Raw genomic sequence first — 24,259 nt, 5'->3', positions numbered from 1 at the left:
GGTGATAGAATGGTAGATTTAAAAGGTTTAAAATTCTCTAAAATGCATGGTATCGGTAATGATTTCCCTATTATAGATGAAAGTCAAGGGGAACAAATTCCAGAAGCAGACAAAGCTGAAGCATGCAGACAATTATGCCACAGAAACTTTGGTGTGGGTGGAGATGGAGTATTATTTGTAGTGCCATCTGAAGTGGCAGACATTGGATACAGGATGTTCAATCCAGATGGATCTGAAGCTGAAATGTGTGGAAATGGTATCCGTTGTTTCGGAGATTTCGTTTACAGAAATAAAATCGTTGAAAAGGAAACAATGACCGTTGAAACCAAATCAGGTATCAAGACCATTGAAATTACTGTAGAAGATGGTGAACCTGTTCTCTTTAAGGTCAATATGGGCAAATCAACATTCAAAGTTCCACAAATTCCAATGATTGCAGATTCAGAGGAGTTTGTCGACGGTGACCTTGATGTTATTGACACCACCTTCAAGGCAACTTGTGTCAATGTTGGAAATCCTCATGCAATCCTCTTTGTTGATGATGTTGATGCTATTGACATTGACAAATATGGCCCAGCTATTGAATGCCATGAAGTATTCCCAGAAAAGATCAATGTTCATTTTGTTGAAGTTATAAGCAAGAATGAAGGAAAAATGAGAACTTGGGAACGTGGTGCTGGTGTTACACTTGCATGTGGTACCGGTGCAACTTCAACGGCCCTTGCTGGTGTAAAATTAGGTCTTTTTGATAATGAAGTTCTTCTTCACTTACCTGGTGGAGACTTAGAGTTTAATGTCTATGAAGAGGACGGAGAACTCGGAGCATTCATGAAAGGACCTGCAGCATTGGTCTTCAATGCTGAAATCCAATAAATTTATTTAATTTTAAATAAATTTTTCTATTTTTTTTAATTCTTTTTTTATTCTTATTATATTCTTTAAACTTTTAATTATTTTTTAAAATTCTTTTGATATTTTTATTATATTCTTTAAACTTTATTTTTAATTATTTTTTCAAATTGCAATTTATTTTCATATCTTGTTGAAATCATCTATAATTTTGAATTTCTCTAAAGAAATCTGCATAAGGCTGCAAACCTTTATCTGCCCAAAGCTTCCAAATATTCAACTCATTTTGAACAACACCTGCCTTAGCGCAAGCTTCTTCAAGTGTTTTTCCCTCTTTCAAATAATTCAAAATGTTTCTTGATAAAATCGTGAATCTGGGCAGTTCTTCTTTGTAAAAATCTAATGGACTTCCATTAAAAATAGCAAAACCCCCTATAACGCCTATTCAAAGAAGCAAATTAAAATTAATTAGATTTTAAATCATATTTCCTTAATTAAATCCCTGTCGGTTTCTATTCCTAAGTATTCTTTAGTGTAAGGGCAAGCCAGACCACATTTTGCACATAAGCTCTTTCCATGAGTTCTTTGCATTTCCTTCTTTATGAATTCAAAGCATTTTTCTGCATCGAAGTACTCTTCCCTTTCTTTTCTGGAGTCCCATTTAACTTCATGTATTGCATCAACCGGACAAACGTCTTGGCAATCTGTACAGTCATCACATAATGAATCATCTATTGGGGTGCCTACTTTTATAGGCATGTCAGTAAGAATTGTGGATAATCTAAGTGCTGCCCCATAAGTTGGGCTGATGAGCAATGCACATCTTCCTATCCAGCCAAGTCCAGATCTTGTACCTGTTGTCTTATGAGGGATTTTGCTTGCCAAACCCTCAAAATCCTTAGCAATCCTTTCACGTGACATTGCCAATGCATTGTAATTCATGTTTTCCTTAATGTAATCTTCACCTTCAAGAACTATGTCATTCAGTTTCAATGCCAAACTTTTCATGGCTTCAACATATGTGGACTGGTCATCGGTATAAATGGTTTTCAATGCTTCCTTTTCTATTGGGATACCTATTAAAATGCTGTTTGGATACTCCTTTGGAACGTTTCTTATACCTTCTAAACTAGCAAAACCAACTACTTCTGCACCTTTTGATTTAAGAAAGTCTTCTATTTCTCTTGAATTTTTCTCCTCTAAATTCATAAATCATCCATCTCCAATTTTGATTAATTTTGCTAGATTATATGATTAAATAGGATTTTTAAATTTTTAAATATTTTCTTAATTAATTTAATATATACAATTATGTTTAGTTTAATATATCTAAATCAGATTTTTCATATTTATTGTGTCCTTTAATGCTTTTTTTATATTTCCAACATTTTATGGCATCATTTAATGTTTTATCATCATTATCGTCGAAAAAATCACGTATGTATTGATTGTATTGGAATTGCTTGTCTATTTTGGTTTTCTCATTTGAGTTTTGTAGTTCATGATAAGCATTGATTGCATCCTGATATGTATTATCCGGATTTGTCTTTAACCATTTTTGGAACTTTACCTTAAATTTGAATCCTTCTCCTATTTCTTTTTCAAAGAATTCTCTTTTATCTTCACTGCATTTGAAGTTTTCACCTAAAATGGAATCCAATGTGATTTCTTCAGAAGTGGTGGCTTTGTTTGAATTAGATTTGGAATAATTATTTTTATTTTTGATAGATCTTGAATTATCTAAGGATTTCCCAGTATCGAGATAGTAAATAATCCTTTCTTCTAATTGATTTTTACTTCCGCTAACCTTTAACCCCTCTTTTTTACAAAAATCTTTTAATTCCTTTTTTAAAAAATAGTATTCCTTAAAGTCTTCACTTTTTAGGTCTTTTGTTAACTGTGGTCTTGTATTGGTGTTTTCAGAATTCATTTTATCATTAGAATTTTGATTTTAATGTTTAGATTTTATATGCGTTTATCAAGACAATCTCTTCAAAGAAGAACTTCTCGCTTTCAGCTATTTCTGCAACGAATCCATTCCTATCAAACATATCCAATGTCCTGTTATTGTCAGATAATGATGATTGAATTATCTGCACAATTCCTTTATCATTTAAATGATTGGAGACTTCATTAATGAACCTGTCAATGACTTTCCTTCCATCTAATCCACCGTCAAATGCATAATTTAAATCGTCATTGATAATGTCATCTGAATCGGTAGGGAGATATGGAGTATTAAATAGTATAACATCAAATTTCTTATCTTTTACAGGCTCAAAGAGATCACCGAACTCAAGTTTTATGGTGTTGATATTGTTGAGCTTGAAATTTTTCTCTGCAAGTTCAAGGGCATTGTAGTTGATGTCAGTTGCTGTAACATCATCGGTTAATAGGCTTGCATACATTGAAACAAGGCCTGATCCTGTACCAATTTCAAGTACGCTCTGCCCTTCTTTTATTTCAAGATTTTCAGCCAAAAGGAAAGTGTCATCTGAAGGGATGTAAACCAAATCATCAGTTTCTATTTCAAATTTTCCCATTCTCATAAATAATCCTCAATTAGGTTTTTAGCATTTTGAATTTTCATTCATGCCCTTAGTCAATATGATCTTTTAATAAGATAGATAGTTCCATAATGCTTTTTGGAGATAGATTAATTGTTCTTTCTAATAACAATTCCTTGATTCTTGGATTTTCATCTTCCAAATCGTTTAAGATAGATTTCAATTGCTTTTTGTCTTTAAAGCCAATTATATGTCTTGAATCAATTAATGCATTCCGTGCCTTTTTGTTTCTATGTTGGAATAATGCCTTAACGACTTTTGAATAGACCTTAAAGTCATCATCTGCTATTTTATTTTCTTTTCGCTTTAATTCCACAACAGAAGAGTCTACCTTAGGGGATGGTATGAATGATTCCGGTGAAACTTTTGTTAGGAACTTGACATTCGCTTTAAAGTATAGCATGGCAGAAAGTCTGGAATATTGCTTTGTTCCCACTTTTCCATTCATCCTATCTGCAAATTCTTTCTGATACATTAGAATTGCAAGGTCAAATTCATGTTCCAGGAATTTAAAGCTTATAGAGGATGATATTTGATAAGGAAGGTTTGAAACGATTTTATTGAATTCTGGGAAATCTACCTTAACTGCATCGCCGTTGATAAGTTCCACATTATCGATTTTCTCTTTTTCCAAACGTTTCTTTAATATGTTAAAAATAGCGGTGTCTTGCTCTATAGCTATTACTTTTCCTGCTTTCTTTGCAAGTTCAATTGTCAAGGTTCCGATACCTGGACCAATTTCAAGTACAGTATCCTCTTTTGTAAGCTTTGCATATTCAATGATTTTCTTTCTTTTGAAGTCATCTATAAGGTAATTCTGACCTAAATTCTTATTTAAGATAATCCCATTTTCCTGCAATATTTGTTTAGTCTCTTTAGCTAAGGATATTCTTTCAGTCAACTAATCACCTTTTTAGCCATTAAAATAGTAGTTTATCATATGAAAATCATTGATGATTACATTTTAAAAAAATAAAAAATTAAAAAAATAGAAAAATGAGTTCAACTCTTTTTAGAGTTTCACTCAGGAATTTTATTCCTTGTTTTCGGAATTTGGTTTGTTTTGAGGTTTTTTGCCTCTGTTATTTGGTTTTCTACCTTTGTTCCTATTGTTTCTACCTCTTCCTCTGCCTTTGTTGAATTTTTTCTTTCTGTTGGAAGGGTGTCTAGAAGGAACTTGGGTAAAGATGTAATACTTGTTTTTACCTCTTTTGACGGTAGTTGTATCAAGTTCTAATCTGACTCTTTTTGCAAGCATATCCACAGGTTCTCCAAGTAGAGGGACTCTTTCCTTCAAGTCTTCAAAGCTTTTGAAAGGCTCTTTTTTACGCTCTTCCAAAATCATTTGAGTGTGCTTTTTACCAATACCTGGGATTAGCTCCAATTTATGCATTTTAATGTTAAGTGAATCGATTTCATTGAAGAATTTTACATAAATGTCTTCATGAGCCAAAATGATTTCCTTAATTGCATATTCCAATTCGATTCTACTGGTTGCAGTTAAGTTTTCAAAGTCTAATAATCCTTTTACTCTGTTCACTTTATCTCTTTTTCCAGATCCTATATAGACTTTGTCATGAATATCTAAATCAACACCTTCTTTAGGGGTAACTTCGATTAATGTGAATTTGTCTACTCCAATAGCTTGTGCAATAGGTTTGCCATGAGCAGTTGGTCTTTCTGGATTTACATACCCAAATTTAAGATAATCTAAGATAATTACGTACTCCTCTTTTTTTGGATTCGGATTATCAATGTTTGGATTATCCATATTTTCACCTCATTTTAATTTTAATGTTTATTAGTTCTAGCAAATCTTCTTTTTATTTTGCTAATTCCTTACGATTAATTTTTTGTAATAATTTATTTTTTTAAATTATTATTTAATTTTTTAATATAATATTAGTATATTTTAATCTTATTAATATTTATAATTTTATTCTTTTTTGTTAAAAATAGCAAAATTAAGTGAAGTTTAATGTGAATTTTAAAAAAATGAAATTAGTAAAATAATTAGTAAATTAATTAGTAAATTAATTAGTAAAATCTAAAAAAATTAAGAAATTTAAAAAATATTTAAAAAATAGTGAAATTGTATTTTCTAATAAAAATAAGAAATAGCTAAAAGTAGTAAAAATTGTTAAAAAGTAATCTCTGCATTGAAGAATAAAAATAGAAAAATAATTTGATTTAAAGAGATTTATAAGAATAAATCTTCTTCAATATCATATTTTTCTAAAATTTCAAGAATTTCCTTCATTTCATCGTTTGAAGGAGCATTTCTTTCTTTTGCGAAAATTAATCTTAAGTCCGCCATGTCTCTTGGCACAATGTCTGCTATACGAACAGCTTGCTTGTGGTCGACGTAAGCTTCAAGTTCTTCGATTAATTTTTCAGTATCTTCAAGGGAAAGTTTATTTAGATTAGTTACATGAGCTAAAGTTAAATTTTGTTCATAACTAAGTTCATGTTTTTCTGAAAACTCTTCAAGAATTTCTTTCACTTTAGCTGCAGGTATTGGTTCTGTTTCTAATGTTTTTTTCCCAATCATTGTACTCACTCTTGTAATTTTAAGTGTTCTGGAGTAACGATTAATTCTTTTGCTTTATTACCATCTTTTAATGCAAGTATGTAAGCTTTACCTTTTTTGTCCATTACTTTAGCGGTTTTTCCATGGAATCTGGAATGAGGTTGGCCTTTTTGGATACTTGGGTCGATGATAATGTGTACCATATCACCATTTTCGAATTGTTGAATTCTTCTGGTAATTGGATTTGCACGACCAGGTCTTACTCTTTTGGTCAATTTTTTTCTACTTCTACTTTTAAATCCTCTGGATCTTTGCATTTTTATACCTCTTTAATATTTAATTAATTTTGTGGTAAAAATATAAAACCCATCATTTTATATCTTTTTAAATAGCTAGTAGCCCAGTACGATATTTAAGTTGAATACCATAGCTTAAGCCCTTCGGTTTAGCTATTCATGTAAAAGCCAATATATAAATTCTATTTAGACTTAGCCCTAACCGTAGGTTTAATTGATTAAGACATATCTAAATTTTATATATTGAAAGAAAAAAATATCAAAAATATTATAAAATATCATAAAATTTTAGTGACTGGATTTCAGCAATAATCCAATCTTCTATTTTTGATAGTAATAAACTATATATTTTAAGATATTAATAAAGTTTATGTTTTTATAAGATTTTTTTAATTATTTTTAAATTTTTAAAAAATAGTTTTTAATTTTAAAATTGGAATCATTTGATTCCAACTTCGATCACATCCAATTCTGCACATATTGCCTGTGTGCCAAGAACTTCAGTCACGCTAGGATTGGACCTTCCCTCATCACTTGAGATAAGCTCCTTGATATACAATCCACCTTCTGTTTTAATGATCATTTCAAAGGTTTTTGAATCAATGAACTTAACTTCAATGTTTTTGACTTCCTTTTCTCTAATCTTGTCTGCCCTTCTATGGGAAACTCTTATCGGAGTTCTTTGTTGAATCATATGAAGTGATTGTAGCTTTTCCAAGTCCTCTTCCTTGATGTCATCTTCGCATTTGACCAATGCTCTATAAACCTTATAGGTGTCTGGTGAGGATACTTTAATTTCCGCTTTTCTTTTCCTTTCGGAGAACTTGAGATTCAAGTATTCGGTTTTCCCTTCAGCGACTTCAGCAACCTCTTCAGATATCTTTTCAAGGTCTATTTTTCTAACCTTTGGCTCCTTGATTTCAAGTACAAACGGCCTGCCAGTACCTAGCATTCTAACGTCAATGTCCTCTCTTCCAGCACCGTGGAACTTGGCTTCGTATCCATTTGTGTGCTTTAAGACAGTTTCGGATAAGAGCTCTTCCACTGATTCAGGGTATTGCTTTCCTGTGAAATTGCACTCTTCACAGCCTCTTCCCTTACATTTAGTGCATGGCCATTTGGTTTGAGGAATGCCTCTGACAAGCTTTCTATATCTTCCTTCAATGAAAATAGGGTTGATTTGAAGTCGGACTTTCACTGGATTTTCCATATCTTCCTTTAGGATTCTTCTAAAATCAGCCATCACCAACACATCTTCACCATCAAAGTCAACATTCTGCTCGAGATTTGCTTCAAGCAATTTGCCGATTTCCCTATTGACTTCCTTTTTGATTATTTCAACATCAAAATCAAGTTCATCGCTGATTTCCTGGTCCTTTTCCACTATTTCCTTAGGCAATTTACAGCCAACAACAAATGTGTCAAATTCAACTTTCAAGAGTTCTATTTTTTCATTTACTAAATCAAGAACATCGTTTTCAATATAATTGAAGATATTGTGGCATATTTCACATTCTCCATCGTAAGCTTCCAAATTTAGGGATTCTCTAATTTTAATCCCTCTATCCTCATTGCCATTTCCTTCCACACAGTCTGAAAATTTACGTCCGAGACAATGATTGCAGATTTTTCCATCTGTATAATCAATTAATTCCTGTGCCTTATCCAATGTTTCTTGATTCATTAAAATCTCTCTTTTAAAAAATGAATATAAAAATAAAAGTAGTTTAGTTTGGGGTTTGGAATATTTATTTCATGAATTGACCCATGAGTCTATTCATGGCTCCTCCGCCCATTCCTCTACGTCCAATACCTTTCATGGCTTTTTTAGTATTGTTATAGTATCTTAATAATTCCTTTACGCTGTTCTCGTCTACACCAGAACCTCTTGCGATTCTTGTAATACGGGAAGTCTTGATTATTTTAGGGTTGAGCATTTCCTCTTCAGTCATTGAAGACATGATTATCTTGAACTCATTGATCTTGTCTTCAGTCATTTGACTTGCCTCTTTAGGAATCTTGCCTCCTAAACCTGGAATCATATTCATGACCTGTTGCATAGGACCCATGCTGTTCATCATCTCAAACTGGTTTTGCATGTCCATAAGTGTGAACTTTCCGCTAATCATATTGTTCATGGTTTTAGTAGCGACATCTTCATCAATAACCTCTTCAGCCTTTTCGATAAGGCTTCTGATATCTCCCATACCTAATAATCTTGAAATGAATCTCTCAGGGTCGAATGCCTCAAACTCATCGATTCTTTCACCAGTACCAATGAACTTGATTGGTGCACCGGTTTCAGCTACTGCAGAGAGAGCACCTCCCCCTTTAGCAGTACCATCTAATTTTGAAATGATTATGGAACCGATATCGGTTGCTTGTGAGAATGCTTTAGCTTGCTCTCCTGCCTGTTGACCTATAGTACCGTCAATAACGAGAATGGATTCATCAGGTTCAATGATCTTATCCAACTTGTTCATTTCCTCAATTAAATCCTCTTCGTTCTTATGCCTACCTGCAGTATCGAAAATAATGATCTTTTGATTCTTGAACTGTTTTAAACCCTTTTCTGCAAGGTCTAATGCATCCTTATTGTTAGGGTCACCGTAAAGTTGGATTTGCATATCTTCAGTAAGTTGCTTTAACTGTTCATATGCTGCAGGTCTCCATGTGTCTGTACAAACGACTGCTGGAGAGAAACCTTTTCTTTGCAAGTATTTGCATAATTTACCGATGGTGGTAGTTTTACCACTACCTTGCAATCCTAAGAACAATATTTTGAATGGTTTTTTATTGACTTCAAGCTCTTTAGCTTCACTGCCGAGCAAATTAACCATTTCTTCATAGATAATTGTAATTACATGTTCCCTTGGGGTAATTCCTTTTGGTGGCTCTTCATTAAGTGCACGGTCTTCGATTGTTTTGGATAATTTTAATACAAGCTGGATGTTTACGTCTGATTGGATTAAAGCTCTTTGAATATCTTTGACTACTTCCTTTACAACCTTTTTGTCAATAACACTCATTCCAGCCAATTTTTTCATGGTGTTTGTAAGGTTTTCTCCTAAACTTCCTAACATTGACATAATATCTCTCCGATATTTTTTGATAATGGATTGAAATAATTATATTTTTTTAAATCACTATTTTGTTCCAGTCCTCCAAAACAAAATAATAGTTTATCTTATTAACTTTAATGTATAAATTAATATTATATAAAAGTTTATTTATCTTTTATTATAAAATTATTGATATAGATACATAAATTTGATTTTAAGTTTTTTATTTTTTATCATTAATTTAAAATTTTTAATTGAAATTATGTTAAAAAGATATATTTATAGTAGTTGAGGGTTTAAAAATGCTTGAAAAATTAGTAGAATCATTAAGAGAAGCACCAGTTGTTAAGAAAGGAGAATATGATTACTTTGTTCACGGTATCAGTGATGGAATTCCTGCAATGGACCCAGCAGTTTTAAAGGAAATTGCTAAAGTGATAGATGAAATTTTAGATTTGTCTAAAATCGATAAGATTGTCGGTGTTGAAGCAATGGGTATTCACATTGCAACTGCATTATCTTTCGAGACTGGCATTCCATTTATTGTTATTCGTAAAAGGCAATACGGATTGCCTGGTGAACATGAAATAGTCAAATCCACTGGTTACGCAACTTCCAAATTATACATCAATGACTTGAATGAGGGAGATAATGTCCTTTTAGTGGATGATGTAGTAAGTACAGGAGGAACTCTCACTGCTGTCATCAATGAATTGAAAGGCATTGGTGTAAACTTAGTTGACACTGTTGTTGTTGTTGAAAAAGGTGAAGGTAAAGGTGTTGTTGAAGAAGCTACCGGTGAAGACATCAAGACTCTTGTAAAATTGGATGTTGTTGATGGAAAAGTTGTGGCCGATTCATTGTTATAATCCCTCTTCTTTTTTTTAATTTTTTATTTTTTTAAATTTTTTAAAGTCTATATTTAAGGCTAATCCAATTATAGATTAGTCTGGTTGATGGATTTTAATATTTATTTTTTTAAATTATTTTGATTTTAGTTGATAAAATGGCATTATACGATATGGAGCTTAAAAGGGTTATAAAGAAAATCAACTCTTTAAATGTTAGGAATGTGGGATTGCAGTTTCCAGAAGGACTTAAGATGCAAGCTGTAGCTCTTGCAAGGGAAATAGAAAAGCAAACTGAAGCTACTGTAATTGTATCCGCAGATCCTTGCTTTGGAGCTTGTGATGTTTCAGACAGAAAGATGAATGGAATAGTTGATTTCATTGTTCATTATGGACACACTCCCCTTCCGCTTAGATACAGCATTCCTACAATGTTTATAGAAGCTAAAGCCAATGTTAAAATCAAGGATTATCTTGAAGAGGCATTGGAACAATTGGAGGGTTATTCCAAGATAGCTATTGCAACAACTGCACAACACTTGCATTTGCTTGATGAGATTGTAGACTTCTTAGAGGATAATGGCAAGGAAGTTGTTATCGGCTCTTCAAGAAGCACCAGAAAGGGGCAGGTTTTAGGTTGCAATTTCACTTCTGTAAAGAATTTAGGGGCAGATGTTTACCTATTCATTGGCAGCGGTAATTTTCATCCCTTAGGAATCTATTTGTTTACAAAAGCTCCAGTTTTAGCTATTGATCCTTATAGTGGGGACATTCGTGAAATGAGTGCCTATGCAGACAGGATCTTGAGAATCAGATTTGCAAGAATCGTGAAGGCACGGGAAGTTACAAAATGGGGAATTATAGTTTCCTCAAAGGAAGGCCAATACAGGATGAAATTGGCTAAGGAAATTAAGAAACTTCTTGAAGATGAGGGAATGGAGGCCTATATTCTCCTTATGGATCATGTAAATCCTGATGTATTGCTTCCATATATGGAACTTGAAGGATTTGTTGTAACCGCTTGTCCTAGAATAGCTATTGATGATTCCCAAATGTATAAAAAGCCAGTTATAACTCCTAAAGAGTTAGAGATTGTCTTAAACAAAAGGGAATGGGAAAAGTATCAATTGGATGAAATATTGTTTGAAGATAGGTATTATCAATAATTGGCGTTTTATTCTTTTTTATTTTTTCTTTTTTATTTTTTAATTTTCATTTTTTTTTAAAAATTAGATTAGTTTTCATACTCCCTTTTATTGTTCTATAATTTTAAAACTATTTCTTAAAACCGAATTTTTTATATATTACTAAAAAACATAAATAACTTACATATAAATAATTGATAATTTTATGAATGATTTATGAATGAAAATTTTTCAAATTTAATTTCATATTGTTCAAAAATCAAAATAAATTTTATAAATGGAATTATGAAATTTATTTCTTGGATTAATTGTCCTAGTTCTATAAACGGAGTTATAGGGTTGTTTGGAGGATTGTCCTAATTTTATAAACAGAATTATAAAATGTTGAACTTGGCAAAATTGCCTGTTATGAGGTGTTTAGATGAAAATGGAATCTGGAGATTTTGTAATGCCTGGTGACTTTTTAAGTGTAAGTGAACAGTTCTTACCAGGTCAAGGAGCATACGAAGATGATGGAAGCGTAAAATCTGGTGTTCCTGGAAATGTATTGATTGATGAAGATGAAAAGGAAATCTCTGTAATATCAAAATCTGGTGGTCCAAACCTATTGAAAGTTGGAGATATTGTATACGGTGAGGTAAAAGATGTACGTGGCCAAAGAGCTTTAATAACTATTTATTCTAAAAAGGGAACCAGACGTGAATTGGCTCTTCCTTATTTGGCAGCGATTCACATCTCCCAAGTAACCCCTGGTTACATCGATAAGCTTACTGACGCTTTTAGAATTGGAGATTTAATTGAAGCAAAAGTAGTTAAGATTATGGGAGATAACCTTGATTTGAACACAGAAGACATTACTTCCGGTGTTGTAAAGGCTATGTGTACCAGATGCAGAACCTTTATGGATCCTTGCAATGAATCTGAAGTATACTGCCCTGTATGTGATAGAAAGGAAAAAAGAAAAGTTTCTAAAAATTATGATTATTAATTTTTAATAAGAATGCAGATTTGTAGTTGTTTATTTAATTTTTAAGGAAAAGATAACATGGAAATTGAAGTTGTAAAAGATACCAAATTAGAACTCGAAATGATTATTCACGGAGAAAACCACTCTCTTTGTAATGTTTTAAGAAAATATCTCATGGAAGATAATGATGTAGAATATGCGGTTTATGGTATTGATCACCCTCTTACCGGTGAACCTATCATGACCATTAAAACTAAAAGAACAAAAAGACCAAGAGACTCTCTTTTAAGAGCAGCTCAAAGATTAAAAGAAGAAACTGCCGAATTTAAAGAATTGCTTGAAGGAATCTAATTTTGAATTCTTTCTTCTTTCTTATTTTTTTTATTTTTTAGTTTTAATTATCTTTTTTTATTATTTTCTTATCATTTTTTAAATTTTATTTTATGGTTTTGTTTTAAATTCGATTTATTATAATTTTATTTATTATTTTTATGCGGGGTGAGAGCATTAAATATAAGATTCCATCATTGACTGTTGACATTTTTATTTATAATGAAAATCATGAATTCATATTGATTCAAAGGAAAAATCCTCCTTTTGAAGGATCCTGGGCATTGCCTGGCGGATTTGTTGATTATGGTGAAACAACAGAAAATGCTGCTATTAGAGAAGCTAAGGAAGAAACTTCCATTGATATTGAATCTGTAGAATTATTCAAGGTATATTCAGATCCAGACCGTGATCCAAGAAGACATACAGTGTCTATAATCTATTTGGCTCATGGCAATTTTGATGATGCAAAGGCGGATGATGATGCTAAGGATATTGGGGTATTTTCATTTGATGTTTTAAAAGAAAGAAAACTTGCATTTGATCATGAATCAATCTTAACTGATATAAAAAAACATTTAGAAGAAAATTAATTTCTTCTCATTTTTTTAAAAAAAACTAACTGATTTTTGCATAAATTTTTTCAAAAAAATTGTAAATTTTTTAGTATTTTTCAATCTACTAACAATCTGTTTTTATTATTATTTTTTACTAAATTTTTACAATTTTTCTTAATTTTTAGGCGTTTTTTACCCTATTTTTAAATTAAGTTTAAATACTATGACTGAATAATCTTTATTTATAAGTATGTTATATATAAAGTATTTAATCATTTACGAAATTTATAAAACTTAAATTTCAGAATTTTAATTAAGTTGAATTATTATAGGAAAGGTAAATGTTTCGATTATAATTATTGGAGATTATAATCAATGTCTATTGTGTTTAAATTTAATTTTAAAATTTTTTAATTTCTGTTTTTAAAGAGTAGTATCTTATATTGGAGGTAAATAATGGAATTCTGTCCAAAATGTGGTGGTATGATTCTTCCTCAAGAAGTAGGGGATGAAGATGATAAACAGATTGTATTAAAATGTTCCACCTGTGGCTATGATTCATCTGAAGTGGATAAAGCCGAATATTCAATTGAAAAGAAAGTGGAATCCAAAGAAACCGTTATAATGAGAGGAGATGAAAGTGGTTTACGTTCTACTGTAAGAGAAATTTGTCCGAAATGTGGACACGATCGTGCTTCATACGAATTGCTTCAAACCCGTAGTGCTGATGAAGCGCCAACTCGTTTCTTCACTTGTGAAAAATGCGGTCATAAATGGAGAGGCTATGATTAATTAATTTAATCATTTTTTAAATTTTTTAGTTTTAAATTAATATTTACATTTATTATTCATTTAATCGTATTTATAGCGATTTTACTAAGGGTATTATAGTGTGTTAATTATTGATGAGTGAGTATTCTTAGTATTTTTAAGTAAGGGGATAAAATGACTAATTCAAAAAATAGTAATTTGGAAGGTGTTTCTAAGGGAAACGATGAATCAGCTCCCAGAGCTAACGATTCCACTTCTGATAAAAAAACTAGATTCAATAAATCCAAATCTATCTCTAAGGTTTTCAAGGAATTAGAATTTGAAGATGATGAATCTTATAAAGTTTCTAATGACTATGAAGATGATGTAGATGAGATTATTCCTATTCATAATGAATATGGGGATTTAGAAGAATCTGATGCTTTCGATGATGAATCTATTGAAGGAGGAGTTATCATTAATCCTAATGTAGATGATTCAATTGAAGTAAATGTTATTGAATCAACTGAGAATGTTGATTTAAAAGAAAATGCTGAGTCTATTGATGATGAAGCTAGTGATGAGTCTAGCGAATCATTTGATGGTGATGAAGAGATTGATGATGAAGACTCTTTTATCGCTCAAAAAGATAGTGATGTTGCATTAGCGGATGAAGATGTGGGAGAAAAAATTGGCAAATCTTCTGCTCAAGGTGTATTGATAAATAATAAGGAAAAATCTTCTGACTCTAACAAATCTTTAGATATTTTTGATTCCTCTACAATGTTAACCTTTGTTGGTTTTATTGTAGGTTTGGCAATCCTAATCATTGGAATAACTTATTATGCTTCAAGTTCTGATCGTGTTGTGGATAATGTTTTATCCGGTGAGACTGCAGGACTTGCAATTTTCTTGGTAATTATTGGACTTATTATTATCGGATTTTCTTTATTGAAGTTCTTCTCCTCTTCAAAGTCTTCGTTGATTATCGATACATTCAACAGCATTAAGAGTATTGATTATGACGAAGTAAGCGAGGACGGTATTACTCGTGAAGACTTTGATGCTATTTTTAGCGTCTTGAAAAGAAAAAAAGATTCTAATTTTTCCGGTAACGGCGATAAAGACAAATCTGTTGATTCCTCTAAAGATTTATTTGAGAATGACAAGGAAGAAGAACTTTCTGATGATGATATCAATTCTTTATACTCTGATTCAAATCTAACATCTCAAAAAAATCAATCTTCTTTTAAAGAGCATGAAAATGCCAATTCAACAGAAATTTCAGATGATGAAACTGATGATGACTCTGATGAGATCATTCCTATTCATTCTAGATTAAATAGGGAATCTGATGGGTCTGATTTGGAGGATAAGTATTCCAAATATGATTTTGAAGATGATGAGGATGAATTTGATTCAGCTGTTGAGATTTATGAGGATGTTCCTGATGAAATTCCTGAGGACGAATCTGATTTAGTTGAAGAAGATGAATTGATTATCTATGAGGATATTGAAGGGCCTATAGATGAGCCTGTTGAAGAGGCTATTGAAGAAAATCATCTTGAGGAAGATATCGTTGAAGGGTATCCGGATTCCAATTTAGAGGCTGAAAAGATGGATGGTTTAGAAGAAAAATATTCCAAATATGATTTTGAAGATGATTATGATGAGACCTTTGAAGAATCTAAAAGTTCTAAACCTCAATTCAAAAAGTCTGTTGACTTGTCAAAGTTTGATGGTGATTCCTTAAGTGAAGAGGAATTGGCTGAAAAGGAAAGGAAAGCTCAAGAATTGGAAGAGAAAAAAAGAAGAATCATTGAAGGAACCAATTTTGATAATAGTTTAAGAAAACATTAACTTTTCTTAAATTTATTTTTTCTTTTATTCTTTCGTAAAATCCATCATCTATTTTTTATTTACTTAGCTATATGCTCGTTTTTTTCACACTTTTTTTAATATTTTTCAATATTTTTTCATTTTTTCATATAAAAATTTTTAAAAAATTTTAACTTTTGATTAGATTTATAAATGATTAGATACTTATATAATATTATAATAAAATAATATGATTTTATTAAATTTCAAGAATTTAAAAAATTAAATTATGCATTATTTTAATAAATTTTTTATAAATAAAATATGGCTTAATTTAGGTATTTTGATTTATAAAATATATAATCAATGCTTAAAATTAAATCAGAGTTGATTTTTAATGTTTAAAGCAGAGTTAAGTGATTCTAGTATTTTAAAAACCAGTTTCGATGCTATTTCATCTATTGTAGATGAAGTACAAATCCAAACTGACAGTGAAGGTTTTCGTTTAGATGCCTTAGACCGTAGTCATATTACTTTTGTTCATCTCGAACTTAAATCTAGTTTATTTGATGAGTTCATTTGTGATGAACCAGAAAAGATTAATATTGACACAGATGAGTTAATGAAAGTATTAAAACGTTCTAAAGCTAATGACCGTGTCTTAATGTCATTAGATGAAGGAAATCTTATTCTCACTTTTGTTGGTGAAGCTACAAGAACTTTCAAAATTAGATTGATTGATATGGAATATGATTCTCCTGCACCTCCTTCATTGGATTATCCAACTGAATTTGAGATTCCTTTCACACTCTTAAAAGACTCAATTCAAGATATGGATATTTTCTCTGATAAAATCACTTTAATGGTAGATCAAGAAAACTTCTATGCATCTGCTGAAGGTGAGTTTGGAGATGCAAACATTGAATATTTACATGGTGAAAAAATAGACACTAAAGCTAAATCCATTTTCTCTTTAGAAAAAATCAGAGAAATGCTTAAAGCAGACAAATTCTCTGAAATCGCTACTATTTGTCTTGGAAACGATATGCCATTGACATTAAGTCTTAAAATGGTATCTGAAGATGGGGAACTCAGTTTCTTGCTTGCTCCAAGAATAGAATCTGAAGACTAAATAGAAGATTTAAGCTTTTTAAATAGTCTTTTTAAATAGCCAATAAATTAATTTATTCTTAAATTAATTTATTTTATTTATTCTTTATAGCTTTAAAGCTATTTACACCCTTTAAATTTTTATACATTATTAACTTTATTAAAACAATCAGTATTAATTAAATCAGTATTAAATCAGTATTAACTAAATTTTTAGTTTCTTAAGTTTTGGCGAATTTATTTTAAATTTATGATTTTTATGCAAGGCGACTTTTTTCAAGTATTACGCAGAGTTCAAAAGGAAGAACGTAATAAATCCTCTCTAGCTAGAGTGGATAATGATTTCTATAAGCAGTTACGTGATTACATTAAGGACTTAGAGCGTTCTGTAGCGAACGATCCTTTTGGAAATGAGCAATTGTTACTCAATAATGCTCAAAGGATTGCTACTGAAATTTGTGAGCTTAGGGAATCTAAAATTACTCAAGCAGCCAATAACAATATCTACAGATCTTTTCTTCTGTTCAAAAAGGACAATCCTCAATTTGACCTCTTGGATACTACTCCTTTGAATCTTACAGATGAAGAGGAAACCTTATATTTCTTATTGATGGATGCTCTTAAAAATCATAGATATAGAATTTCCTTAGATGAATATAGCGAAGAAACCTCTATTGGAGGAAATTATGAAGATTCTGAAGAGAATGATGGGGATTTTGATGAGGATGAAGAAAGCTCTTTTGTAGAGGATTCTTATGAATCAACCAGTTCTGTTGAAGAGGAAAGTGATGTTTCTGATGAGATGGAAAATGAGATTTCTGATGCTCTTGGAGAATCTAATGAAGTTTTAGATAGGTTAAATCAGATCAAGAATGCAAAAGTAATCACTGATGAAACTTATGAAAACATTGATAAGCAGGTAGCTAATCAAAGGTATCCTGGCCAAGGCACTGTAGACAATGATCAAAAGCTTGCAGAAGCTGAAACTGGAGAAGTGGAAGATAAACAAGAGGAAACTCCAGTTATTACTCAAGAGTCTCAAGAATCAGCAGAAGAATCAGCAGAAGAATCAATAGAAGTCCAATCCAATGTGGAAGAGGATACTAAACGTGAAAGTTATGTTTCCACCAATCCAGAGGACTTTTACAAAAATCCGGATAGTCAGTTTGTAGATTTGGACAAATTGGAACCTAATTATGATGATGACTATTATGATTCAATAGCTGCAGGGTCCAATTATGCTGCTCCAAGTGAAGATGACTTCAATCTGATTTTTGCAAAGCCTAAAAAGCCTAAAGTTGAGTCTGCAAATGCTGAAGAAAAGACACCAGTTAATGATGAGTCTGCAGAAACTAAGGATAATGCATCAGCGAAGATTGAATCCAGACAATCTGAATTAAGATTTTCATCCGGGCTTGATGTAAAGGGAAAGAAAACTACCCGTACTGATGGTTTTAATAAAGCTATTAATGATAATATTGATGTTAAAAAGGGTAATGCTCCTAAAAAACCAGTTGATAAGACAAGAGGAGGATTATTTGCTAGAGGCGAAATAGAGAATGCAACTGTTGTCCTTAGTGAAGATGTCGGTGAAATGGTAGGCATTGATGGAAAGGTTTATGGCCCTTTCTTGGCAAATGATGTTGTTATCTTGCCGAATATAACTGCTCAAATTCTCATTGACAACAATAAGGCAAGTTTAATAAAATACTAAATTCCATTTCTATTTCTTAAACTTACTATTTTTATAATTATTTATAACATACAAAACCTTATATATAGATAATAATCATATATAATTAATGTATCTATAATAATATGATATTTTCTTATTTTAAAATATTTTTTTAATTATTAGATTCCAAGATTTACAGTTTGTTAAATCTTTTTTATAGTTTTTAAACTTTCAATTTAGTTTATCCTATGAATGAATAGGGACTATATTGTTCAATCTATTAGAAAATGTTTAAATAAAAATATTTTTTATAAGAATGTGTAGATGCGCTCATGCTCGTAAGAAACTGAAAAATGTTCTTATTAGTATGTTATAATTTATCCTCATGCTAAATGGAAACCTAAACAGTTCCAAGTGGTTTGTTGTAATTATTTATTATATAATCTGTTAATTAAGTTCTAAAAGTCTTTTAACAGAGAAATCAATTAAAGGTGAAAAATATGAAAATGCCTAAAGAAAAAAGAACTTACTGTCCACATTGTAAAAAACACACTATGCATGAAGTGCATACTTCCAAAAAGAGAAAAGCTAGTGAATTAAAATGGGGACAAAGACAATTCAGAAGAGTTACTGCAGGGTACAGAGGTTATCCAAGACCATTACCAGGTGGTAACAAGCCGGTTAAAAAATTAGATTTAAGATACAAATGTAAAGAATGTGGAAAATCCCACATCAGAAAATCTTTCAGAGTAGGAAAACCTGAATGGGTATCTAACTAGGTGATTTGTATGGCAAGTAATGGAAGAGGAAACTTTTTAAGAGTTAAATGTTTAGATTGTGATAACGAACAAATCATTTTCGATCGTGCAGCTTCTGATGTAAAATGTATCATCTGCGGTAAAACTATTGTAAAATCCCGTGGCGGAAAAGCTAAAATCATGGCTCACATCGATGAAGTTTTACAATAAGCTTAAAATTATTAATAGCCAATTACTATCAAAACACGCTATTTTAGCTGAATATGTAATTGGTTGTTATGTGATCTTAGAATAAAGATTGGTTATAATGATTATTTTAATTATTCTTAACCATATCTTAACTGTTTTTATTTCGGTGTTTTAATTGGTAAGAAAAAGTCAAGAATGGCCAGATGAAGGAGAACTTATTGTAGGAACTGTCTACAAAGTTGTTAACTATGGTGCATTTGCTAACTTGGAAGAATACGCAGGTAAGGAAGCTTTCATTCATATTTCTGAAGTTTCTTCTGGTTGGGTAAAGAATATTCGAGATCATGTAAGAGAAAATCAAAAGATTGTTGCTCGTGTTTTAAGAGTTAATCCTAAAAAAGGTCATGTAGACGCTTCTTTGAAAAGAATCAGAGAAGACCAAAGGACTAAAAAGATTCAACAATGGAAAATTGAACAAAAAGCTGAAAAATTCTTGGAATTAGCTGCTAAATCTTTAGATAAAGACTTGGATACCGCTTACGATGAAGTGGGATATGAACTTATGGATATCTTTGGAGATATCTATGGTGCATTTGAAAGCGCTTCTGAAGAAGGGGCAGGCACTCTTACTGAAGAGGGAATTAGCCAGGAGTGGGCTGATGCCATAACTGAAGTTGCTGTCAAGAACATTCAACCTCCTGAAGTTCACATCAGCGGTTATGTAGATATTAAAAACTACAACCCAGATGGTGTAGAGGTTATTAAGAAAGCACTTATGGCAGCAGAAGCTGAAAACATTGAAGTTCAATGTGTTGGAGCTCCTCGTTACAGGATTACTGTAACTTCTACTGATTATTTGGTTGCTGAAAAGCAATTGAAGGAAGCAGCAGAAAAAGCAATTTCTATCGTAGAATATGCAGATGGAACTGGAGAATTCTTACGTGAAATTGAAAATTAATTAGTGAATCAGATGAAAATGAAAATGAAGAAGTGTCCTGTTTGTAATATTTACACACTTAAATCCCAATGTCCAAATTGTGGTGGTGAACTTAAAGTGATTCACCCTCCAAAATTTTCCGTTGAGGATAAGTATGGTAAATATCGTAGACAATTAAAGAAAGAGATGCTTAATAAGGAATAAAAAGTTTTTGATTAGCAAGCTATTGTTAGTTTAAAAACCATTATTCTATTTTTTTATTTTTCTATTTTTATGATTTTACGATTACGATTATTTGATTTACAATTATTTGATTTGCGATTATTGATTATATATAAAATGTTCTTAGAGGTGATCTTATGAGAACAACTCAATTTAAAGTATTAGAAGAAGTTAGTTTAAACAATCCTATATTTATTGAAGCACTTCCTGGAATCGGTCATGTAGGTAAATTAGCAATTGATCATGTTATTGATGAACTTGATGCTACTAAATTTGTAGAAATCTATTCTCCTTATTTCCCTCCACAAGTTCTTGTTGGTGAAGGTGGAGTGGTAGAGGATATGACAAATGAAATGTATTACTTGAAGTCTGCAGGTGCAGATGAAAGGGATTTCATATTTTTAGTAGGTAATTGTCAAGCTTTAGCGCCTGAAGGTCAATACGAACTCTGTGGTTCTATCCTTGACTTCGTTGAATCAAAAGGGGCTAAAGAGTTTTACACTTTAGGTGGTCTTGCTACCGGTCAACCTGTAGAAGGTACTGAAGGTCGTGTTTTAGGTGCTGCTACTGACGAAGAGCGTATTGAAATGCTTAAGGAAGCAGATGTTGAAATCAGATCTGCTGATGGCGGTATCGTTGGTGCTTCTGGTTTATTCTTAGGTTTAGGTAGACTCAGAGGAATGAAAGGAGCTTGCTTAATGGGTAAAACTCCGGGTTATTTCATTGATGCTGAAGCAGCTGAAGCTATATTGCAAAAATTAGCTATTCTCGTAAAACTCGAAGTAAGTACTGAAGAGTTAGAAGCAAAAGCTGAAGAAATCCGTGAAATGATTAGCCAAGCTCAACAAATGGAGCAAGAAATGCTTCAAAGAGCTATGGGTCAACAAGCACCACAACAAACTCAAGATGACCTCAGATACATAGGTTAATTAAACTTTTAAATTTTAAAACGATAGCTTTTTAGCTATTTTCTTTTTTTATTTTTTTCAATTTTATTCTACTATTTTTTCAAATTTTAAAATTTATCATGCTATTTTTTAAATAATTTTTTATACTTTGTAAAATAGATATAATAAAGTATTATAATAATATAAGTTTATTAAAAAACAATAAACAATTTTAATCTTTTAAAAATTACAAAAATCAAATAAAAATTAATTAGATTTACATTTTATAATAATTAGGAATGATATTATGCTTCAAATTGCAGTTACAGGTAAACCGAATGTAGGAAAATCCTCATTTTTTAATTCAGCCACTGCATCTCAAGTGGAAATGGCTAATTATCCATTTACAACCATCGATGCAAACAAGGCTGTTGCTCATGTTATCAGTGAATGTCCATGTAAGGAAATGAATGTCACATGCAATCCACACAACTCCCAATGCATTGAAGGGACAAGATTGATTCCAATAGAATTGATTGATGTGGCAGGGCTTGTTCCAGGAGCTCACGAAGGTAAGGGACTCGGAAACAAGTTCTTGGATGACCTGATGCAAGCTAAAGTATTCATTCATGTGATTGATGCTTCAGGCTCTACTGATGCAGAAGGAAACCCAGTTGATCCAGGTTCACACGACCCATTGGAAGACATTGAGTTTTTAGAGCATGAAATCGTCATGTGGATGTATGGAATCGTTAGCAAGAACTGGGTAAGGCTTATCCGTAAGGTTGAAGCTGAACACTTGGACTTTTCCAAAGTCATTTTTGATCAGTTATCCGGTACCGGTATCCTAATTGAAGATGTGATTGAAGCTTTAAGAACTGTAAATCCTAATTACGGCAAATGGGAAGATGAAGACTTGATTGAATTTGTACGTAATCTCTTGAATATTGCAAAACCTTCCCTAGTAATTGCAAATAAGGCGGATTTGCCTGGAGCACGTGATAACATTGAAAGAATGCAAGAGAAGTATCCTCGTGTAATCCCAACATCTGCTGAATCTGAACTTGCACTTATGAATGCTACAAGAGCAGGATTGATTTCATACATTTCTGGAGACAGCAGTTTTGAAATCCTTGAAAAGGACAAATTAAACGCTAATCAAATCAAGGCATTGGAATACATTCAAACCAATATCCTTGATGTTTATGGAAGCACAGGCATTCAAGAGGCATTGAACACTGCAGTCTTTGATCTTTTAGACATGATTGTTGTCTATCCTGTAGGAGATGAGCATAAACTTACAGATCAAAAAGGAAATGTGCTCCCAGATGCTTTCCTAGTGCCTAAAGGTTCAACTCCTCGTGAATTTGCATATATCATTCACACAGATATCGGTGATAAGTTCATGCATGCAGTAGATGCAAGAAAGAGCATGAGAATTGCAAGCGATTATGAGCTTCAAGACAGAGATATTATTAAGATTATTACACATTAAATGTACTTTGATTAATTAAAAACAAATTAAGATTATTTTATTATTTATTAGGTGAATAAATATGATGCATCCACGTCCAAGTCCAATAGCAGCTTCATTATACACTTTAAGAGATTTAAATGCAGATGTAATTGTTATGCATGGGCCACATGGCTGTTGCTTTAGAACAGGAAGGCTCCTTGAAAGTGATGGTGTTAGAGTTGTTACAACAGCTATGGCTGAAAATGATTTTATTTTAGGTGCAGGCGAAAAGCTTCAGGAAACCTTGCAGGAAGCTTATGATACATTCAATCCAAAATTAATGGGTATTGTAGGAACTTGTGCAAGTATGATTATTGGTGAAGACTTAAAAGAGCCAATTGAAAACCTTGGCCTTGATTGTGTTATCTTGCCAGTGGAGTCTCATGGAGGTTTCGGTGAAGGAGACAATACAGAAGGAGCTATTGCAGTGCTTAATGCTGCTGTGGAATATGGTGTAATCCCTCAAGAGGAAACTGATCGCCAAAATGAAATGCTAAGACTTGCAACATATGTTGAAAAGACTCGTGGAATGGCACAAGGAAAATACATCAAGCCTAATTTTGGAGAAAGCAAGGAAAAGGTAGCAAAGATTATTGTAAAAGCAATTCAAGAAGGCAAAAAGGTAGCATTTGTGTTGAATGCTAAAAAGGAAACTTCATATCTCTTTGCAGACATTCTAAATTGTGATTTTTCCAGATTATTTGATGATGCTAATATTAATTCTAATAAGGACATTGAAAATCTTCATTTCATTGCTAATTTGGATGAAAACATAGGTCTTCCAAGAATCAGACAGCATGCAGTGAATATAACTAAAGAGCTTAATGAAACTGGTATTGAGATTGAATGCATCACCGGGGGCCTTGATGAATATCCTATCACCCCAAGAAAGGCAGAGGAATATCTTGAAGAAATCAAGCCAGATCTTGTAATCGTTGCTGGTGTTCCTCATGCATTGTATGTTGAAGAGCTTGACTGTGAAACCATTGCTGTTACAGATGGTCCAAGACTTGTTCAACCACTTAATGAATTAGGTTACTCCCATGTCATAGCTGAATTAGATGCTCATTCTAAGACATTAGGTGTAGATGAGATAGTTGATTCTGACTTTGGTATGATGATACGTTCAGTTATTGAATGGGAGCTTGAATAAAACTAATATTTATTTAATTAACTATCAGTTTAATTAATCGTTATTTTAATTTAAATTATAGAATAATTTTTTCAAAAAATAGTTTAATATATT

27 protein-coding genes are annotated in these 24,259 nt (G+C 31.9%); 17 read left to right on the top strand and 10 right to left on the bottom strand.

The annotated features are described in order from the left end of the window. Nucleotides 1–9: 9 nt before the first annotated feature. A complete protein-coding gene (gene dapF / locus VW161_RS00725) occupies nt 10–873 on the top strand; it encodes a diaminopimelate epimerase (RefSeq protein WP_295608226.1) in 864 nt (287 codons plus the stop codon). A 175-nt stretch (nt 874–1,048) separates the two neighbouring features. Here dapF and VW161_RS00720 read toward each other — a convergent pair whose 3' ends face one another. The 10 genes from VW161_RS00720 to VW161_RS00675 form a co-directional block, all read right to left on the bottom strand. After that, nucleotides 1,049–1,189, bottom strand: a complete 141-nt coding sequence (locus tag VW161_RS00720) for a hypothetical protein (protein ID WP_295608224.1) — start codon at nt 1,187–1,189, stop codon at nt 1,049–1,051. A 140-nt stretch (nt 1,190–1,329) separates the two neighbouring features. Beyond that, nucleotides 1,330–2,058 (bottom strand): 4Fe-4S double cluster binding domain-containing protein, encoded by a 729-nt coding sequence (locus tag VW161_RS00715; protein ID WP_325192634.1) that lies wholly within the window; start codon nt 2,056–2,058, stop codon nt 1,330–1,332. A gap of 106 nt (nt 2,059–2,164) precedes the next feature. After that, nucleotides 2,165–2,779, bottom strand: a complete 615-nt coding sequence (locus tag VW161_RS00710; protein ID WP_304087703.1) for a DUF6434 domain-containing protein — start codon at nt 2,777–2,779, stop codon at nt 2,165–2,167. Between the two features lie 28 nt (nt 2,780–2,807). Beyond that, nucleotides 2,808–3,392 carry a HemK2/MTQ2 family protein methyltransferase gene (locus tag VW161_RS00705; RefSeq protein ID WP_304087732.1) on the bottom strand — a complete coding sequence of 195 codons (585 nt, stop codon included), beginning with the start codon at nt 3,390–3,392 and terminating at the stop codon, nt 2,808–2,810. A 55-nt stretch (nt 3,393–3,447) separates the two neighbouring features. After that, a complete protein-coding gene (gene rsmA / locus VW161_RS00700) occupies nt 3,448–4,317 on the bottom strand; it encodes a 16S rRNA (adenine(1518)-N(6)/adenine(1519)-N(6))-dimethyltransferase RsmA (RefSeq protein WP_304102749.1) in 870 nt (289 codons plus the stop codon). A gap of 132 nt (nt 4,318–4,449) precedes the next feature. Next, nucleotides 4,450–5,187 carry a DUF655 domain-containing protein gene (locus VW161_RS00695; protein ID WP_304087707.1) on the bottom strand — a complete coding sequence of 246 codons (738 nt, stop codon included), beginning with the start codon at nt 5,185–5,187 and terminating at the stop codon, nt 4,450–4,452. A gap of 429 nt (nt 5,188–5,616) precedes the next feature. Then, nucleotides 5,617–5,967 (bottom strand): RNA polymerase Rpb4 family protein, encoded by a 351-nt coding sequence (locus VW161_RS00690; RefSeq protein WP_304087709.1) that lies wholly within the window; start codon nt 5,965–5,967, stop codon nt 5,617–5,619. A 5-nt stretch (nt 5,968–5,972) separates the two neighbouring features. After that, nucleotides 5,973–6,263, bottom strand: coding sequence for a 50S ribosomal protein L21e (locus tag VW161_RS00685; RefSeq protein WP_304102752.1), 291 nt, complete (start codon nt 6,261–6,263; stop codon nt 5,973–5,975). A 418-nt stretch (nt 6,264–6,681) separates the two neighbouring features. Then, a complete protein-coding gene (locus VW161_RS00680; protein ID WP_304087712.1) occupies nt 6,682–7,926 on the bottom strand; it encodes a tRNA pseudouridine(54/55) synthase Pus10 in 1,245 nt (414 codons plus the stop codon). Nucleotides 7,927–7,990: 64 nt separating this feature from the next. Then, the gene (locus tag VW161_RS00675; protein ID WP_304087714.1) at nt 7,991–9,331 is read right to left on the bottom strand and encodes a signal recognition particle protein Srp54; all 1,341 of its coding nucleotides are present in this window, start codon (nt 9,329–9,331) and stop codon (nt 7,991–7,993) included. A 275-nt stretch (nt 9,332–9,606) separates the two neighbouring features. On the opposite strand from VW161_RS00675, the gene hpt reads away from it, so the two are divergent. The 16 genes from hpt (at nt 9,607) to cfbD (ending at nt 24,166) form a co-directional block, all read left to right on the top strand. Continuing rightward, nucleotides 9,607–10,173, top strand: coding sequence for a hypoxanthine/guanine phosphoribosyltransferase (gene hpt / locus VW161_RS00670; RefSeq protein WP_304102755.1), 567 nt, complete (start codon nt 9,607–9,609; stop codon nt 10,171–10,173). Between the two features lie 137 nt (nt 10,174–10,310). Then, nucleotides 10,311–11,318: a diphthamide biosynthesis enzyme Dph2 gene (dph2, locus tag VW161_RS00665; RefSeq protein ID WP_304087717.1), complete on the top strand. Its 1,008-nt coding sequence runs from the start codon at nt 10,311–10,313 to the stop codon at nt 11,316–11,318. 400 nt (nt 11,319–11,718) lie between these two features. Next, nucleotides 11,719–12,285: an exosome complex RNA-binding protein Csl4 gene (locus tag VW161_RS00660; RefSeq protein ID WP_304087719.1), complete on the top strand. Its 567-nt coding sequence runs from the start codon at nt 11,719–11,721 to the stop codon at nt 12,283–12,285. A gap of 57 nt (nt 12,286–12,342) precedes the next feature. Beyond that, nucleotides 12,343–12,615, top strand: coding sequence for a DNA-directed RNA polymerase subunit L (locus tag VW161_RS00655; RefSeq protein ID WP_298534189.1), 273 nt, complete (start codon nt 12,343–12,345; stop codon nt 12,613–12,615). Between the two features lie 140 nt (nt 12,616–12,755). Continuing rightward, nucleotides 12,756–13,187: an NUDIX hydrolase gene (locus tag VW161_RS00650; RefSeq protein ID WP_304087722.1), complete on the top strand. Its 432-nt coding sequence runs from the start codon at nt 12,756–12,758 to the stop codon at nt 13,185–13,187. 420 nt (nt 13,188–13,607) lie between these two features. Continuing rightward, nucleotides 13,608–13,943 carry a transcription factor S gene (locus tag VW161_RS00645; protein ID WP_304087724.1) on the top strand — a complete coding sequence of 112 codons (336 nt, stop codon included), beginning with the start codon at nt 13,608–13,610 and terminating at the stop codon, nt 13,941–13,943. A gap of 153 nt (nt 13,944–14,096) precedes the next feature. Then, complete coding sequence (locus VW161_RS00640) at nt 14,097–15,761, top strand: hypothetical protein (protein WP_304087726.1); 1,665 nt, start codon at nt 14,097–14,099, stop codon at nt 15,759–15,761. Between the two features lie 355 nt (nt 15,762–16,116). Then, nucleotides 16,117–16,851, top strand: coding sequence for a proliferating cell nuclear antigen (pcna) (gene pcn, locus VW161_RS00635; protein ID WP_304087728.1), 735 nt, complete (start codon nt 16,117–16,119; stop codon nt 16,849–16,851). Between the two features lie 237 nt (nt 16,852–17,088). Then, entirely contained in the window at nt 17,089–18,543 is a 1,455-nt protein-coding gene (locus VW161_RS00630; protein ID WP_325192633.1) for a DNA replication complex subunit Gins51, read from the top strand. Between the two features lie 461 nt (nt 18,544–19,004). Next, nucleotides 19,005–19,283 carry a 50S ribosomal protein L44e gene (locus VW161_RS00625; RefSeq protein WP_295607415.1) on the top strand — a complete coding sequence of 93 codons (279 nt, stop codon included), beginning with the start codon at nt 19,005–19,007 and terminating at the stop codon, nt 19,281–19,283. A gap of 9 nt (nt 19,284–19,292) precedes the next feature. Continuing rightward, complete coding sequence (locus VW161_RS00620; RefSeq protein ID WP_292788071.1) at nt 19,293–19,472, top strand: 30S ribosomal protein S27e; 180 nt, start codon at nt 19,293–19,295, stop codon at nt 19,470–19,472. Nucleotides 19,473–19,626: 154 nt separating this feature from the next. After that, nucleotides 19,627–20,409 (top strand): translation initiation factor IF-2 subunit alpha, encoded by a 783-nt coding sequence (locus VW161_RS00615; RefSeq protein ID WP_304088424.1) that lies wholly within the window; start codon nt 19,627–19,629, stop codon nt 20,407–20,409. Between the two features lie 12 nt (nt 20,410–20,421). Further along, nucleotides 20,422–20,592, top strand: a complete 171-nt coding sequence (locus VW161_RS00610; RefSeq protein ID WP_304088427.1) for an RNA-protein complex protein Nop10 — start codon at nt 20,422–20,424, stop codon at nt 20,590–20,592. A 155-nt stretch (nt 20,593–20,747) separates the two neighbouring features. Continuing rightward, on the top strand, nt 20,748–21,539 hold the full coding sequence (locus tag VW161_RS00605; RefSeq protein ID WP_304088430.1) for a proteasome assembly chaperone family protein: 792 nt from the start codon (nt 20,748–20,750) through the stop codon (nt 21,537–21,539). Between the two features lie 265 nt (nt 21,540–21,804). After that, a complete protein-coding gene (locus VW161_RS00600; protein WP_304135703.1) occupies nt 21,805–22,992 on the top strand; it encodes a redox-regulated ATPase YchF in 1,188 nt (395 codons plus the stop codon). A 64-nt stretch (nt 22,993–23,056) separates the two neighbouring features. After that, entirely contained in the window at nt 23,057–24,166 is a 1,110-nt protein-coding gene (gene cfbD / locus VW161_RS00595) for a Ni-sirohydrochlorin a,c-diamide reductive cyclase catalytic subunit (RefSeq protein ID WP_304088462.1), read from the top strand. Nucleotides 24,167–24,259: the final 93 nt, after the last annotated feature.

It is taken from the genome of Methanobrevibacter ruminantium (assembly GCF_016294135.1).
In the GTDB taxonomy this organism is placed as follows: domain Archaea; phylum Methanobacteriota; class Methanobacteria; order Methanobacteriales; family Methanobacteriaceae; genus Methanobrevibacter; species Methanobrevibacter ruminantium_A.
This window is presented reverse-complemented; position numbering and strand designations above follow the sequence as displayed.